12 protein-coding genes are annotated in these 14,131 nt (G+C 75.4%); 6 read left to right on the top strand and 6 right to left on the bottom strand.

The annotated features are described in order from the left end of the window. Positions 1 to 32: 32 nt before the first annotated feature. The 5 genes from ACH01S_RS30660 to ACH01S_RS30640 form a co-directional block, all read right to left on the bottom strand. Positions 33 to 959 carry a branched-chain amino acid ABC transporter permease gene (locus ACH01S_RS30660; RefSeq protein ID WP_067899501.1) on the bottom strand — a complete coding sequence of 309 codons (927 nt, stop codon included), beginning with the start codon at positions 957 to 959 and terminating at the stop codon, positions 33 to 35. Beyond that, positions 956 to 1,672, bottom strand: a complete 717-nt coding sequence (locus tag ACH01S_RS30655; RefSeq protein ID WP_067899498.1) for an ABC transporter ATP-binding protein — start codon at positions 1,670 to 1,672, stop codon at positions 956 to 958. Before ACH01S_RS30655 ends, ACH01S_RS30660 begins: the two co-directional genes overlap by 4 nt. Then, the gene (locus ACH01S_RS30650) at positions 1,665 to 2,417 is read right to left on the bottom strand and encodes an ABC transporter ATP-binding protein (RefSeq protein WP_067899496.1); all 753 of its coding nucleotides are present in this window, start codon (positions 2,415 to 2,417) and stop codon (positions 1,665 to 1,667) included. The genes ACH01S_RS30655 and ACH01S_RS30650 overlap by 8 nt, the downstream gene beginning before the upstream one ends. After that, complete coding sequence (locus ACH01S_RS30645) at positions 2,410 to 3,273, bottom strand: branched-chain amino acid ABC transporter permease (RefSeq protein ID WP_255220356.1); 864 nt, start codon at positions 3,271 to 3,273, stop codon at positions 2,410 to 2,412. The genes ACH01S_RS30650 and ACH01S_RS30645 overlap by 8 nt, the downstream gene beginning before the upstream one ends. Before the next feature lie 289 nt (positions 3,274 to 3,562). Further along, complete coding sequence (locus ACH01S_RS30640) at positions 3,563 to 5,947, bottom strand: ATP-binding protein (RefSeq protein WP_148344742.1); 2,385 nt, start codon at positions 5,945 to 5,947, stop codon at positions 3,563 to 3,565. A 279-nt stretch (positions 5,948 to 6,226) separates the two neighbouring features. Between ACH01S_RS30640 and ACH01S_RS30630 the strand changes: the two genes are divergently transcribed. Genes ACH01S_RS30630 through ACH01S_RS30610 form a run of 5 tightly spaced genes read left to right on the top strand, consistent with a single transcriptional unit; the run spans position 6,227 to position 10,536 of the window. Beyond that, positions 6,227 to 7,087 (top strand): IclR family transcriptional regulator, encoded by an 861-nt coding sequence (locus ACH01S_RS30630; protein WP_083981313.1) that lies wholly within the window; start codon positions 6,227 to 6,229, stop codon positions 7,085 to 7,087. 37 nt (positions 7,088 to 7,124) lie between these two features. Further along, on the top strand, positions 7,125 to 7,931 hold the full coding sequence (locus tag ACH01S_RS30625; protein WP_067899487.1) for an aldolase/citrate lyase family protein: 807 nt from the start codon (positions 7,125 to 7,127) through the stop codon (positions 7,929 to 7,931). Beyond that, positions 7,928 to 8,740, top strand: coding sequence for a carbon-nitrogen hydrolase family protein (locus tag ACH01S_RS30620; RefSeq protein WP_067899484.1), 813 nt, complete (start codon positions 7,928 to 7,930; stop codon positions 8,738 to 8,740). Before ACH01S_RS30625 ends, ACH01S_RS30620 begins: the two co-directional genes overlap by 4 nt. Positions 8,741 to 8,742: 2 nt before the next feature. Continuing rightward, the gene (locus tag ACH01S_RS30615; RefSeq protein ID WP_067899481.1) at positions 8,743 to 9,657 is read left to right on the top strand and encodes a VOC family protein; all 915 of its coding nucleotides are present in this window, start codon (positions 8,743 to 8,745) and stop codon (positions 9,655 to 9,657) included. Between the two features lie 3 nt (positions 9,658 to 9,660). Further along, positions 9,661 to 10,536, top strand: a complete 876-nt coding sequence (locus ACH01S_RS30610) for an alpha/beta fold hydrolase (RefSeq protein ID WP_067899478.1) — start codon at positions 9,661 to 9,663, stop codon at positions 10,534 to 10,536. 16 nt (positions 10,537 to 10,552) lie between these two features. Here ACH01S_RS30610 and ACH01S_RS30605 read toward each other — a convergent pair whose 3' ends face one another. Beyond that, a complete protein-coding gene (locus ACH01S_RS30605; protein WP_067899692.1) occupies positions 10,553 to 11,401 on the bottom strand; it encodes a universal stress protein in 849 nt (282 codons plus the stop codon). A gap of 220 nt (positions 11,402 to 11,621) precedes the next feature. On the opposite strand from ACH01S_RS30605, the gene ACH01S_RS30600 reads away from it, so the two are divergent. Next, positions 11,622 to 13,970 (top strand): heavy metal translocating P-type ATPase, encoded by a 2,349-nt coding sequence (locus ACH01S_RS30600; protein ID WP_246237173.1) that lies wholly within the window; start codon positions 11,622 to 11,624, stop codon positions 13,968 to 13,970. The last annotated feature ends 161 nt before the right edge of the window (positions 13,971 to 14,131 follow it).

Here is a 14,131-nt window from a genome sequence, read left to right as displayed (position 1 = left end):
AGGTCGGGTGTGGAGTCGGGAGGGCCGCCGGGTCAGGGACCGGCGGCCTCGGTGACGGGCGTCCGGTCGCCCCTGCGCACGAGGCCCCGGACGCCGGAGAGCGGGCGGTGTCCCGGGCGCCGCTGCCGCATGGTGAGCAGGGCGGCGATCACCGACCCGTACAGCACCGCGTTCTGCCAGGACGTGGCGCCGTAGCCGCCCGCGTAACTGGTGATGAGGCCGAGGAGGACGCTCCCGGCGGCGGCGGGCAGGTAGCGCCAGCGGCCCACGACGGCGCCGATGAAGCCGAAGATGCCGAGCGGCAGGACCTCGTGGGGGCTGACCGCGATGAGCGGGGCCAGCAGGATCCCGCCGACGCCGCCGAACAGGGCCGCGACGCCGAACGCGGCGAGCCGCATCCGGCGCGGGTCGATCCCGACGACCTGCGCGGCGGTGGCGCTCTCCGCGCAGGCCCGCAGCGCCTTGCCGAGGAGGGTCCGGTGGAACAGCAGCCACGCGGCGCCGAACATCGCGGCCGTGCCCGTCCAGAGCAGCATGGCGTGGGGGACGGCGGTGGCCCCCATGATCCGCACCGGGCCGGTCGGCAGGAACGCCGCCGCCGTCCGCGCGTCCACGCCCCACAGGTACCGGAGCGTCTCGGCGATCACCAGGGCCGACCCGAGGGACATGACGATCGGGCCGGCCTCGCCGCGGGCCGTCCGCCGGTTGAGGATCACCCCGTACAGGGCGAGCCCCAGCGCGAGGCACACGGCGAGCGCCCCGGCCACGGCCAGCGGGACGGGCCAGCCGAGGTCGTCGGCGAGGGCGATGTAGGTCATCGCGGACACCACCACGAAGGCGCCCTGGGCCAGGTTGTAGATCCTGGCGACCTGGAACAGCACCGTCCAGCCGAGGGAGATCAGGGCGTACACCGCGCCCAGGCTGAGCCCGGCGAACGTGAGCTGGAGCAGGGTCGTCATACGACGCCTCCGAGGTAGGAGGCGACGACCCGCGGGTCGTCGCGGACGGCGGCGACGGGGCCGGACAGCGCCGTCCGGCCGTTCTCCAGGACGATCGCGGTGTCGGCGACCTGGAGGGATCCGGTCACGCTCTGCTCGACGAGCAGCACGCCGACGCCGCCGTCGGCGAGGTCCCGCGTCCGGTCGAGGATGGTCCGCGCCAGCAGCGGCGACAGCGCCAGTGTCGGCTCGTCCAGGACGAGGAGCCGGGGCCTCGCCATCAGCGCCCGGCCGAGGGCGAGCATCTGCTGCTCGCCCCCGGACAGGTCCCCGGCCGGTCGCCGCAGCAGCGCCGCGAGCTGAGGGAACAGGTCCAGGACCCGGTCCAGGTCGGCGCGCCGTTCCGCGGCCGTCCGCCGGTACCCGCCGAGCGTGAGGTTGTCGCGGACGGGGAGTTCGGTGAACAGGTGGCGGCCCTCGGGCACCATGACCACGCCGAGCGGGACGCGGCGGTGCGCGGGCAGCCGGGTGATGTCCTCGCCGTCGAGGCGGACCGTCCCGCGGGCGGGGGCCAGCAGGCCCGCCGCCACGCGGGCGGCGGTGCTCTTGCCCGCGCCGTTGGCGCCCAGCAGGCAGGTCACCCGGCCCGCGGTCACCGTCAGGTCGATGCCGTGGAGGACGGTCGCGCCGTCGTACCCGGCGTGGACGCCGCGCAGCTCAAGTCGACTAGACACCGATGTACGCCTCGATGACGGCGGGGTCGGCCCGGACGTCGTCCGGGGCCCCTCGCGTGAGCACGGATCCGCGGACGAGCACGATCACGTCGGTCACCAGCTCCATCAGGAACCCCAGGTGGTGTTCGATGACGAGCCCGCTCACCCGGTGCTCGGCGAAGTAGCGCCGCAGGTCGGCGAGCAGCGCGTCGCGTTCGGCATCGGTCAGCCCGGCCGCGGGCTCGTCCAGCAGCAGCAGGTCCGGGCGGGACGCCAGCGCGCGGGCCACCGCCACGAGCCGCTGCTGCCCGGCGGTCAGGTCGCCGACGTCGGCCATGGCCAGGTGGTGCGCGCCCACGGCGGCGAGGGCCTCCTCGGCGCGGTCCCGGATGCGGGTCTCGTCGCGGCGGAAGCCGGGCGCGCGGACCATCGCGCGGAGCATCCCGCAGGAGCCGAGCCGGTGCGCGCCGGTCATCACGTTGTCGAGGACGGTGTGCCCGTGGAACAGCCGGGCGTGCTGGTAGGTACGGGCGACGCCGTGCGCCGCGATCCGCTCGCCGGACAGCCGGTCGAGCCGCGCGCCCCGCCAGCGGACCGCGCCGGAGGCGGGCCGCACCGTCCCCGCGACACAGTTGACCAGGGTGGACTTGCCGGCCCCGTTGGGCCCGATCAGGCCCACCACGGCCCCCTCCTCGACGCGGGCGGTGACCGAGCGGACGGCGTGCACGCCCCGGAAGCGCACGCTGAGGTCGTCGATCTCAAGCATGTCCGGGCCTCCTCGACACGCGCCGCACGGCGGCGGCGGCCCGCTCCGCCAGGCCCGCGAGGCCCGCCGGGGACAGCGCGTACACGGCCATCAGGGCCAGCGCGGTGAGCAGCGGCGTGGACAGCGCGCCGCCGAGCTCGGGCAGCGACAGCAGGAACGCCAGGGCGACGAGCGTGCCGAAGACGCTCCGGGACCCGCCGAGCAGGACCGCGACGAACAAGGTGATCGAATGGTCGACGCCGAAGTCGGCGGGCGAGACGAACTGCGAGTAGTGCGCGTACAGGCTGCCCGACAGCGCGGCCATCGCCGCGGCCAGCACCCACATCGCGGTCTTGTAGCGCAGCGCCGGGACGCCCTGGGCGCGGGCCGCGTCCTCGTCGGCCTGGACGGCGCGGGCGGCGCGCCCGAACCGCGACGCGGCCAGGTTGCGGGCGAGCAGCATGCACAGCCCGACGAGGCTCCAGCCCGCCACGAAGAACGCGGTCTCGTCGTCGAGCGTCACGCCGAACGCGCCGAGCGGCGGGATGCCGGAGATCCCGTCGTTGCCCTTCGTGACGGAGGTCAGCGTGACCTCCAGGTGCAGGACGAGGTGGCCGAGCGCGAGCGTCGCGAGCGCCAGGTACCAGCCGCGCAGCCGCAGGATCGGCGCGGTCGCCAGCGCGACCGCCACCGCGATCGCGATCCCGGCGAGCACGCCCAGCAGGGGATGCCCGCCGTGCTGGACGGTGACGACGGCGCTCGCGTACGCGCCGACGCTCACCAGCCCGGCCTGGCCGAAGGTGAACTGCCCGCCCAGCCCGGCGAGCAGGGAGACGCCGACGGCGGCGACGCCCCAGATGCCCGCGAGCGTGAGCAGGTTCAGGTAGGCGGTCGACGCGAGGGCCGCCGGCGCGACGGCGACGAACAGCGCCAGCGCGGCGAACTGCCACCACGCGGCGGCCCCGGACGGCAGCGCCCGGACGGGTGCGTTGTGGGGTCTCAGAACCGCTCACCCCCTTCCGTTCCTGGCAGCGCGGGCGAACGACCGGCGCTGCGATGTGGTTGCAGCGACAGTCGGCGCTGGGCGGCGGAACCGCAACCGAGGTTTTCCGGCGGGCGGAACGTTGTCCGCCGCCGGTGCCGCGATCGACCGTCCCGCGTCCGGTTCAGGTGGCCCGCGGGGTCTCGGGCGGACCGGCGGCGGCCCCCGCGGCGGCGCGGTTCGCGGTGTGCCAGGCGGCGATCTGGGCGCGCGAGGTGAAGCCGAGCTTGGTCAGGATGTGCTCGACGTGGCCCTCGGCGGTGCGCGGCGCGATGACGAGCGCGGCCGCGACCTGCTTGTTGGTCATGCCCTGGGCGACGAGGCCCGCCACCTCCCGTTCGCGCGGCGTCAGCTCCGGTCCGGCGCCGCCCGCGGGCCGCGCCGGCGCCGCCTTGCGGGTCTCCTCCAGCGCGTACGCGACGAACGCGTCATGGCCGCACCGGCCGCCCCTGGCGAACGCGCGGTCGAACGCGTCGTCGCCCAGCGCGCGGCGGGCGGCGGCCCGGCAGTCCCGGGTGTGGACGGCGAGGTAGCCGTGCCCGGCGAGCGGCGTGCCCGTCCGCTGCCAGAGCTGCCGGAGGCCGCCGAGCAGGAACGCGGCGCGCTCGGCGCGGCCCTCGGCGGCGGCCGCCCAGGCCAGCACCTCCAGCCCGTAGGCGGCCCCGAGCTGGTCGTCGTCGGCCCAGTGCAGCCTGATGCTGTGCCGCGCCTCCCGGTCGGCCCTGTCCCGCTCCCCCGCCTGCCACATGATCACGCTGAGCGCCCAGCGGCCGTAGGCGTCCAGGCGGCGCGAGCTGTGCCGCTCGGCCAGCGCCTGGAAGTCCTCGGCCAGCTCGCAGGCGCGCGCGACGTCGCCGAGCTGGGACACCGCGAGGGCCAGCCGGACGAGGGTGATCGCGAGGCCGACCCGGTCGCCCGCGGCGGTGTGCGCGGCGCGGGCCTCCTCCAGCAGTTCCGCGGCCCGGACCATGTCGCCCTCGTCCATCGCCAGGTGCGCGGTGAACTGGGCGACGTCGCCGAGGACCGACGCGTCCCCGAGCCGCGTCCCGAGCGCGCGGGCCTCGGCCAGCAGCGCCGCCGCCTCCGCGCGGTCCTCGTGGATCGCGGCCAGCCAGCCCGCGGCGACCAGGGCCCGCGCCCGGTCGGGGGTCGGGTCGGGATGGACCACCAGGAGCCGCTCCAGCCAGCGCCGCCCCTCCGCGACGAGCCCCACCGCGCGCCAGCCGAACCACAGCGACGTCGCCAGCCGCAGCCCCTCCCGGCCTCGGTCGGTCCCGGGCGCGGAGCCGGGGCCCGCGCTGAAGTCCAGGGCGGCGCGCAGGTTGGGGAACTCGGCCTGGAGCCGGTGGACGGCCGCGACCTCCTCGGCGGTGAACCACTGCCCCGCGATCTGCTCCGCCAGCCGCTGGTAGTGCTCGCGGTGGCGGCGGCGCAGCGGCTCCTCCTCGCCGGACTCGGCGAGCCGCCGCCGGCCGTAGTCGCGGATCATGTCGAGCAGCCGGTAGCGGGGGCCGTCGCCGCCGCCGCCCACCCGCGCCACGATCGACTTGTCGACCAGGGCGGAGAGCACCTCGGCGACGCGTTCGCGGTCCAGCCCGTCGCCGGAGCAGACGTCCTCCGCCGCGTGCAGGCCGAACCCGCCGGTGAACACCGAGACCCGCGCCCACAGCCGCCGCTCGTCGGGCGAGCAGAGGGCGTGGCTCCAGTCGAACAGCGCCTCCAGCGTCTGCTGGCGGGCCTCGCCGACCGCCGTGCCGGTGCGCAGCAGGCCGTACCGCTCGTCCAGCCGCTCGACGATCTGCTGCGGCGACAGCGCCCGCATCTTCACCGCCGCCAGCTCGATGCCGAGCGGCAGGCCCTCCAGCCGCGCGCACAGCCGCGCCACCGCGGCGGCGTTGTCCTCGTCCAGGACGAAGCCGGGCGCCGCGGCGGCGGCCCGCTCGACGAACAGGTTCACGGCCTCGAACCGCGCCAGGTCGGCGGGCGCCGTGGCCGTCTCGTCGCCCGCGGGCGCCGACAGCGGGGCCACGGCGACGACGTGCTCGCCGGGGAGGCCGAGCGGCTGGCGGCTCGTCGCCAGCACGCGCACCCCGGGGGACGTGCGCAGCAGCGCGTTGGCCAGTTCGGCGGACGCCTCCAGCAGGTGCTCGCAGTTGTCCAGCACCATCAGGAGCCGCCGGTCGGCGACGTGCTCGGACAGGGTGTCCACGTGCCACGCGGCGGACCTGTCGTGGATGCCGAGCGCGGCGGCGGCCGCCTGGGCGATCAGCGCGGGATCGCGCAGCGCGGCCAGCTCGACCAGCCAGACGCCGTCGGGGAAGGAGCGGCGCAGGTCGGCGGCCACCCGCTGGGCGAGCCGGGTCTTGCCCACCCCGCCGACCCCGATGAGCGTCACCAGCCGCGCCTGGGACACCAGCCGTCTGATCGCCGCCGCCTCCTGGCGGCGGCCGACGAACGTGGTCAGCTCAAGGGGCAGATTTCCGTCGGAGCGTCTGGATGTTCCCGCCAACGTGCCGTCCCAGGCCTCGATGACCAGCTACACCTGCTGAAACTAGGCGCGAGCGGTCGCATGAGTCAATGAGTTCCCGCCCGGGGCGGCTCCGGCGGAACGGCGACACCCCTTCCCGTCGCTCACAATCCGTCGACTACGTATGAGCCCAGCGTGAATAGGTATGTGGCGACGTGGTTCCCACGCGTCGCCGGACGGGGGCGCCGGACCAGAGTCGAGCCGTACGCGCCGTACAGGTCCGCACGGATCCGTACATCGAGGACCGGAAGGAGGAGCCCCATGCCGCCCTCGACCACCGACATCGCGGAACGCACCCGAACCCCGGCCCCGCCCCTCGTCGCGCCCCCGCGCGGACCGGCGCACGCCCACCCGCCGCGGGACGGCGTCGAGGCGGATCTGCGGGCGTCGGGATCGGTCGGCAAGGCGCTCGCCCTGCTCGGCGCCTTCAGCCCCGAGGACCGCTCGCTCGGGGTATCGGAGGTGGCGCGGCGGGCCGACATGCCGAAGTCGACCGTCTACCGGCTGCTGGCGGTCCTGGTGGACGGCGGGCTGATCACCAAGTCGGGCACCAAGTACTCGCCCGGCCCGCTGCTGACCGAGTTGGCCGCGCTGGCGAACCGCCAGGACCTGCGGCGGCTGCGCGAGGCGGCGCTGCCCTACCTGCTGGACCTGTACGAGCACACGCACCAGACGGTGCACCTGGCCGTCCTCGAAGGCATCCACGTCCGCTACGTCGAGAAGATCTACGGGCACGGCCAGGTCGGCTGCCCGTCCCGCGTCGGCGGGCACGCCCCGGCCGCGTCCACCGCGCTCGGCAAGGCGATCCTCGCCTTCAGCGACGCCGAGACCGTGGCGAGCGCGAGCCGGAGCCTGCGCCCCCTCACGCCGTACTCGATCGGCACCCCCCGCGGGCTCGCGCTGGAACTGCGGGCCATCCGCGAACGGCGCGTGTCCTATGACCGGCAGGAGAACACGCTGGGGCTGACCTGTGTGGGCGCCCCCGTCCTCGGCTGGCGCGGCCGGGTCGTCGCCGCGGTGTCGGTGGCCGGGCCGGTCCACCGGTTCCGCCCCGACGCCTGCGCGACGGCCGTCCGCAACGCCGCCGCCGGGATCGGCGCGCAGGCCCGGCACCTTTTCTGACTCCGCACACACCACCCGAACCCCAGAGGAGGCCAGCGTGCCCGACCTTCAGACCGGCGCCATCCCCGACCGAGCGTTCGCGGCGTGGCTCTCCACGCCGAACGTGGCGGCCGCCGAGATGGCCGCCCAGGCGGGCTACGGCGCGGCGGTCCTCGACATCGAACACGGCGCGTTCGACCTCGCCGCCCTCGACCGCTTCGTGCCGTTCCTGCGCGCCCTCGGCCTGGAGGTGCTCGCCAAGGTGCTCGCGCCCGAGCGGGCGCCCGTCCAGCAGGCCCTGGACTTCGGCGCGGACGCGGTCGTCATCCCCCACGTCCGCGGGGTCGAGCACGCCCGCGAGGTGACCGCGTACGCCAAGTTCCCGCCGCTCGGCGACCGGAGTTTCGCGGGCGGCCGGACCACCTCCTACGGCGGCCACGACGACCCGTGGGTGCGCCGGCAGGACCGCGGGACCCGCTGCCTGCCCATGATCGAGGACGCGACCGCGCTGGACGAGGTGGCCGAGATCCTCGGGCTGCCGACCGTCGACGGCGTCTTCGTCGGTCCGTCGGACCTCTCGCTGCGCCGGGGGCGCGGCGCGTACCGGCGGCTCGACGGCGACTTCGCCGACCTGGCCCGGATCGCCGAGGCGGCCCGCGCGGCGGCCAAGCCCTGGCTGCTGCCCGCCTGGACCGAGCCGGAACAGGCGTTCGCGCTGGAGCACGGGGCCGACCAGATCGTCCTGACCATGGAGTTCAGCGCCATGGGCGAGGGGCTCCGGGCGGCGCTGGACCGGGCGCGGCGGCTCGCGTCCGGCGCGGAGCACCCGCCCGTGCCCGCGCCGCCCGCCGGGGCGGGGGCATGAGCGTGCGGATGGCCGTCGGGCAGTTCCTCCCGGGCGAGGACAAGGCGGCCAACCTCGCCGTGATCGGTGAGCTCGTCCGGTCGGCGAGCCGCGAGGGCACGAGGCTGCTCGTCCTGCCCGAGTACGCCTCGTTCGCGACGGCCGGGCTCGACCGCCGCATCGTCGAGGCCGCCGAGCCGGTCGACGGGCCGTTCGTCACGCGGGTCGCCGCGCTCGCCCGGGAGCACGGGCTGGCCGTGGTCGTCGGCGTCAACGAGGAGATCCCCGGAGCGGACCGGATCCACAACACCCTGGTCCTGATCGGTCCCGGCGGGGACGTCCAGGGCGTCTACCGCAAGCTGCACCTGTACGACGCCTTCGGCGTCCGGGAGTCGGCGTGGATGGTGCCCGGGGAGCTGTCGGCGCCCGCGCTGATGGCCGTGGACGGCGTCACCGTCGCGGCTCAGACGTGCTACGACCTCCGGTTCCCCGAGGTGACGCGGTCGCTGGTCGGCGCGGGCGCCGACGCCGTCCTCGTGGCGGCGCAGTGGGCGCCGGGGCCGCAGAAGGAGGGGCACTGGACGACGCTCCTGCGCGCCCGCGCCATCGAGAACACCGCCTATGTCGCGGCGGCCGCCCAGGGCCCGCCGCTGGGCTGCGGACACAGCATGATCATCGATCCGAAGGGCGTGCTGGTCGCCGGGCTCGGGGAGCGCACCGGCGTCGCGTGCGGCTCGGTCGACCCGCGGCGGATCGCCGCCGTCCGGAGCGAGAACCCGGTGCTGGCGGCGCGCCGGTTCGATGTGGTGCCAGGTCGAAGGGAGAGCTGACGATGAGCGAGGTCAAGGCACTCGGCTACCTCGGGTTCCACGCCCCCGACGTCGCCGCTTGGCGGACGTGGGCGACGGGACTCCTCGGCATGCAGGTCGCCGAACCGCCCCCGGGCACCCCGGCGGGCGCCCTGTTCCTGCGCATGGACGAGCGGGGCTGGCGGCTGGCCGTCGAGCCCGGCGAGAGCGGGCGCCTGGCGTACACCGGCTGGGAGGTGGCCGACCCCGCCGCGCTCGAACGCCTCGGCAACCACCTCGCCGACGCCGACGTCAAGGTCGTCGAGGACCCGGCGCTCGCCCGGCGCCGGCGGGTCGAACGGCTCATCAGGTGCGCCGACCCGGACGGCAACGAGCTTGAGTTCTTCTGCGGCGCGTTCATCCCGGAGCAGCCGTTCGTGTCGCCGCTCGGGACCGGCTTCGTCACCGGCGACCTCGGGCTCGGCCACATCCTGCAGAACGTCGCGAACGCGGACGCGGCCCGGCGGTTCTACCTCGACGTGCTCGGCTTCCGGCTCAGCGACGTCATCGAGTTCGGCCCGAACCGGGTGCATTTCCTCCGGGTGAACCGCAGGCACCACAGCCTGGCGTTCGTCGAGGTCGCGGAGAAGCCGCCCTCCCTCGGGCACTTCATGGTCGAGGTGGACGATCTCGACACGGTGGGCAGGGCCCTGGACCGGGTCAACGCGGGAATGGCGCGGCTCACCGAGACCCTGGGCAAGCACACCAACGACCACATGGTGTCGTTCTACATGATGAATCCGTCCGGCTCCCAGACCGAGTACGGCTGCGCCGGACGCCTCGTCGACGAGGCCACCTGGAAGACCAACGTCTACAGCGCGACCGCGTACTGGGGGCACAAGGTCCCGGGAAGCGAGTACTCGACCGGCGGGCCCGTCTCCCCGCGCACCGGGGACTGACCGGTGCGCGCCCTCCTCGGCGACCCCGCCACCAGCCGGACGCTCGACGTCGACGGAGCACGGGTCCACTACCACGACGTCGGCCGCGGGCCCGCGCTGATCATGCAGCAGGCGTTCGGCCCGCTCCCCGGGACGACCGCGTGGCTCACCTACCACAAGGTCGTGGACCGCTTCGCCGCCCGCTACCGCTGCGTCCTCATGGACTACCCCAACTTCGGGCGCAGCGAGCCGAGGGTGTTCGACGAGCCCGTCCACGACCTCTACGCCAGGAACACCTTCGCCGTGATGGACGCCCTCGGTCTCCCGTCCGCCCCGGTCATGGGCGTCTCCACCGGGGGCACGGTGGCGCTCACCATGGCCCTGACCGCGCCCGAACGCGTGGACGCCCTCGTCATCGGCTCCTGCGAGGCGTCCACCGGCGGCGACCCGTACCTGCTGGCGCCGTTCCCGAGCGAGGTCCACCGGCTCTTCGAGGACTGCCAGTCCAACCCGGCGGACCCGGATCGGATCAGGCGCCTGCTCACCTCGATCGTCTTCGACCCGGCATCGGTGACGGACGAACTCGTCACGGCCATGCACCGGCTCCGGGTGGCCGAGCCGGAGCACTCCCTCGCCTGGGCCCGGTCGCGCAGCGTCCCCCACACCAACCTCGCCGCGCTGACGGCTCTCGCCGACATCCCGACCCTTCTCCTCCATGGACGCCACGATCGGATGGTGCCTCTCGAACAGGCGCTGCGGCTGCTCGGCCACCTGCCGTCCGCGGACCTGGTCGTCCTCAACGAATGCGGCCACTGGCCGACCGTCGAACGCCCCGACACCTACGTCCGCGCGGCTTCGAGCTTCCTCGGCGGCCTCCCCACCCGCCGGACGGGGACCTGAGTCCCGCGGGCCGTCGTCAGGGGACGGGGACGACGGCGACCGGGCACTGCCCGTTGTGGATGACGCCGTGGCTGATCGACCCGAGCCGGGGGGCGTTCCAGCGGCGGTCGCGGGCGCCGACCACCACCAGGCGGGCGTTGCGCGAGGCGTTGGACAGCGCCGTCACCGGGTGTTCGAGGACGATCTCGTCCACGACGTCGACCCGGGGATACTTGGCCCGCAGGGGCCGGTACGCGGCGATGACCTGGTTGCGCAGGTCCAGCTCGATCTGCTCGGCGTCGATGACCAGCCCGGCCTCCACGAGCGTGCCGAAGCTCTGCCAGGCGTGGACGACCCGGAGCCGCGCGCCGCGGACGGACGCGGCGTCGAAGGCGTAGTCCAGGACGGCATCGGCCTCGCGGGCCAGGTCGATGCCGACGACGACCTCGCCGCGGTCGGCGGCGTCGCCGCGCACGACCACGACCGGGGCGGCCGAGTGCCCCGCCAGGCGCAGGCTCACCGAGCCGAGCAGGAGTCCGGCGAACCCGCCGCGGCCGCGGCTGCCCACCACCACCTCGAACGCCTTCTCCGACTGGTCCCGCAGGACCCGCGGCGCCTCCTCGACGACCAGGTCGGTCGTCGTCGCCAGCCCCGGCCACCGCTCCAGGACGCGCTCCCTGGCGGCGGCCAGGGCCCGCTTCCCGGCGGCGGCCAGGTACTCGGGCGTCTCGGGCGGCACGAACACCGACGCCTTGTAGGGCCAGCTCTCCACGGCGTGGACGATGTGGAGCGGACGCTCCCGCAGCACGGCCTCCGCGGCGGCCCATCGCAGGGCGCGGTCCGCCTCGTCGGAACCGTCGATGCCGACGACGATCGGCTCAGACATCATGTCCTCCTCCGTTGCTGGCGTCGTCCCGGTGCGGCCGGACGCTCCAACCCACGTCGACGCGCACGGCCGCCCGCTTCCACACTCCATCGCGCCGGCGGCGCCGCCCAAGGGACGAAAGTCATCTCCGCGGGGCCCTTTCGCCCCCGCGCCGAAAGAGCCGATCGGCCGTCCTGCGCCGCCCTCCCGGCCCTGGATGACCAGGTCGGGAGGGGGAAGGGTGAGACGGGAACCCGGAACCGGCGAGGTGGAGATGAACACCCGGAACGCGCTCGTCCGGCACGGCCACGACATGCTCTTCGCCGTGACCGGCGCCGGCCTGGCGGCGGGCGCGGTCGCCCGCTGGACGGTGGGCCCGGACGTCGGCGACGCCGTCTGGCTGCTGGTGACCGTGCTCGCCCTCGGCCCGGCGGTGTGGTGGGTCGTGGACGGCCTGCGGCACCGCAGGTTCGGCAGCGACGTGATCGCGATGCTCGCGCTGGCCGGGACGCTCGCGGTCGGCGAGGCGTTCGCGGGCGCCGTGATCGCCGTGATGCTCACCGGCGGCCGGCTGCTGGAGGAACGGGCGGGCCGGCGCGCCCGCCGCGACCTCGGCGCGCTGCTGTCGCTCGCGCCCCGCGTCGCGCACCGCCGCACCGCCGACGGCCTGGACACCGTCGACGTCGCCGAGGTGCGGCCGGGCGACCGGCTGCTGGTCCGCTCCGGCGAGACCGTGCCGGTGGACGGGCAGGTCGAGCACGGGTCCGCCGTCCTGGACGAGTCCACGCTCACCGGGGAGCCCCTGCCGGTGGAGCGTCCCGCCGGGGAGTCGGTCCGCGCCGGGACGGTCAACTCCGGCGGCCCGTTCGGGCTGCGCGCGACCAACGACGCCCGGTCCAGCACCTATGCGGGGATCGTCCGGCTGGCGGAGGAGGCCGCCGCCGAGAACTCGCCGTTCGTCCGGCTGGCCGACCGGTACTCGGCGTTCTTCCTGCCGCTCACGCTGCTGCTCGCCGGAGCGGCGTGGCTCGCGGCCGGGGACCCGGTGCGGGCGGTCGCGGTGCTCGTCGTCGCCACCCCGTGCCCGTTGATCATCGCGGCGCCGATCGCGTTCGTGTCCGGCCTGTCGCGCTGCGCGCGGCGCGGTGTCGTGGTGAAGGGCGGCGGCGCGCTGGAGCGGCTCGCCGGGGCCCGGGTGCTGCTGTTCGACAAGACCGGCACCGTCACCACCGGGCGTCCCTCGCTCGCCGAGGTCGTCCCCGCCGAGCCGCCGCCGCCGGGCGACCCGCTGGCGCTCGCCGCCTCGCTCGACCAGGTGTCCCCGCACGTGCTGGCCTCCGCCATCGTGCGCGGCGCCGCCGAGCGCGAACTGCGGCTCACCGAGCCGTCCGACGTCACCGAGGTCCCCGGCCAGGGCGTGCGGGGCACCGTGAACGGCCACCGGGTCAGCGTCGGCAAGGCGAGCTGGGCCGGGGACGCCGACCCCGCCTGGCTGGACCGGGTGCGGAGACGGGCCGCGGCGCGCGGCGCGATCACCGTGTTCGTCGGCGTGGACGGGCGGGTCGCGGCCGTGCTCCTGCTCCGCGACCGCGTCCGCCCGGACGCGGCGCGGACGTTCCGGCTGCTCCACCGCGCGGGCATCGTCCGCACCGTCATGCTGACCGGCGACCGCGCGGAGGTCGCCGGACCGATCGCCGAGCTGGTCGGCGCGGACGCCGTCCATCCCGGGCTGACCCCGGCCGGGAAGGTCGAGGTCGCCCGCGCGGAGAGCGCCCGGGCGGCGACCGTGATGGTCGGCGACGGGGTCAACGACGCGCCCGCGCTCGCGGCGGCCGGGGTCGGCGTCGCGCTCGGCGCCCGCGGCGCGACCGCGTCGTCGGAGGCGGCCGACGTGGTGATCACCGTGGACCGGCTGGAGCGGCTGGCCGAGACCCTGGCGATCGCCCGGCGCACCCGGTCGGTCGCCCGGCAGAGCGTCCTCGCGGGCATGGGCCTGTCCGTGGCCGCGATGGTCGCCGCGGCGTTCGGGCTGCTGGTCCCGGCGGCGGGCGCGCTGCTCCAGGAGGGCATCGACATCGCGGCGATCCTGTCCGCGCTGCGGGTCCTCGGCCCGGGCCGCGACCGGGCGCCGCGCCTGCGCGGCGACGAGGCCGAGCTGGTCCGGCGGCTGGACGAGGAGCACCGGACGCTGTGGCCGCGGATCGAGCGGCTGCCCGCGCTCGCCGACGAGATCGCCGCCCCGCCCGGCCGCGAGCGCGACGCGGCGGTGGCCGCGCTCACGGGCTTCCTGTCCGACCTGACCGACCACGAGCGCAAGGACGAACGGCTGCTCTACCCCGCCGTGGCACGGGCCGTGGGCGGCTCCGACCCGACCGACCCGATGAGCCGGGGGCACGCGGAGATCGCCGAGCTGACCCGGCGGATCGAGGCCCTCCTCGCCGAGCTCGGGGCGGACCCCGCGTCGGCGGAGAGCGCCGACGAGCTGCGCCGGACCGTCCAGGGGTTCTACGCCGTCCTCCGGCTGCACTTCGCCCAGGAGGAGGAGAGCTACTTCGTCCTCGCCGAGGCCCACGACCCGGCCGGGCGGTGACGGTCCCGCCCTACGGCTTCGGCCTCTCGGTACCCGGTTCCGCGTCGGCTCCCGCGTCCGGACTGGGCAGGACGACCCGGAAGGTCGTGTGTCCGTTGGTGATGAGTTCGGCGTGGCCGTGGTGGGCGGTGGCGACCGCTTGGACGATGGCCAGGCCGAGA

This window comes from Actinomadura chibensis NBRC 106107, from assembly GCF_001552135.1.
GTDB classification, from domain to species: Bacteria; Actinomycetota; Actinomycetes; order Streptosporangiales; family Streptosporangiaceae; genus Spirillospora; species Spirillospora chibensis.
This window is presented reverse-complemented; position numbering and strand designations above follow the sequence as displayed.

Bases quoted from the DNA above. Each gene is read 5' to 3' on its own strand.
- ACH01S_RS30660 (WP_067899501.1), bottom strand. From the start codon at position 959: ATGACGACCCTGCTCCAGCTCACGTTCGCCGGGCTCAGCCTGGGCGCG.
- ACH01S_RS30650 (WP_067899496.1), bottom strand. From the start codon at position 2,417: ATGCTTGAGATCGACGACCTCAGCGTGCGCTTCCGGGGCGTGCACGCC.
- ACH01S_RS30630 (WP_083981313.1), top strand. From the start codon at position 6,227: ATGCCGCCCTCGACCACCGACATCGCGGAACGCACCCGAACCCCGGCC.
- ACH01S_RS30620 (WP_067899484.1), top strand. From the start codon at position 7,928: ATGAGCGTGCGGATGGCCGTCGGGCAGTTCCTCCCGGGCGAGGACAAG.
- ACH01S_RS30615 (WP_067899481.1), top strand. From the start codon at position 8,743: ATGAGCGAGGTCAAGGCACTCGGCTACCTCGGGTTCCACGCCCCCGAC.
- ACH01S_RS30605 (WP_067899692.1), bottom strand. From the start codon at position 11,401: ATGTCTGAGCCGATCGTCGTCGGCATCGACGGTTCCGACGAGGCGGAC.